We start from the raw sequence: 657 nt of genomic DNA, 5'->3' as shown, positions 1-657 counted from the left end.
CCGCCTCGACCTCGACCTCGTGCAGGATGTCCTCGAGGTTCTCGTTGAGCTCGTCGATGGTGAAGCCGTTGGACGGGTGGAAGGGCAGCGCGATCATGGGCTTGACCTCGGAGAGGTCGACCTCCACGCAGCCGTCGTAGTAGGCGACGTCGGCGGGCTTGAGCTCGCGGTAGTCGCCCTCGCGGCCGTGCTCGGTGAGGAACGCGCAGGTGTCCTCATCGGTCGCCCAGATGGAGCTAAGGCAGGTGGTCTCGGTCGTCATGACGTCGACGCCGTTGCGATAGTCGGTCGTCATGCTCGCGATGCCGGGGCCCACGAACTCCATGACCTTGTTCTTCACGTAGCCGCTCTTGAAGACGGCGCGGATGATAGCGAGCGCGACGTCGTGCGGGCCCACGCCGGGACGCGGGGCGCCGGTGAGGTAGATGGCGACGACGCCGGGGTAGGCGACGTCGTAGGTGTCCTTAAGCAGCTGCTTGGCGAGCTCGCCGCCGCCCTCGCCGATGGCCATGGTGCCCAGGGCGCCGTAGCGGGTGTGGGAGTCGGAGCCGAGGATCATCTTGCCGCAGCCGGCGAAGTTCTCGCGCATGAAGGAGTGGATGACGGCGATGTGGGGCGGAACGAAGATGCCGCCGTAGCGCTTCGCGGCCGAAAGGC

The 657-nt window shown here is 67.0% G+C and carries 1 protein-coding gene; it reads right to left on the bottom strand.

Annotated features, from left to right (window positions below; all coding sequences use genetic code 11):
* Nucleotides 1-657, bottom strand: a 657-nt coding sequence (locus ACT84W_RS05120; RefSeq protein WP_444328434.1) for an aconitase family protein, incomplete at both ends; no start/stop codon positions are given.

The sequence above is a fragment of the Paratractidigestivibacter sp. genome, from assembly GCF_052362415.1.
Taxonomy (GTDB): domain Bacteria; phylum Actinomycetota; class Coriobacteriia; order Coriobacteriales; family Atopobiaceae; genus Paratractidigestivibacter.
This window is presented reverse-complemented; position numbering and strand designations above follow the sequence as displayed.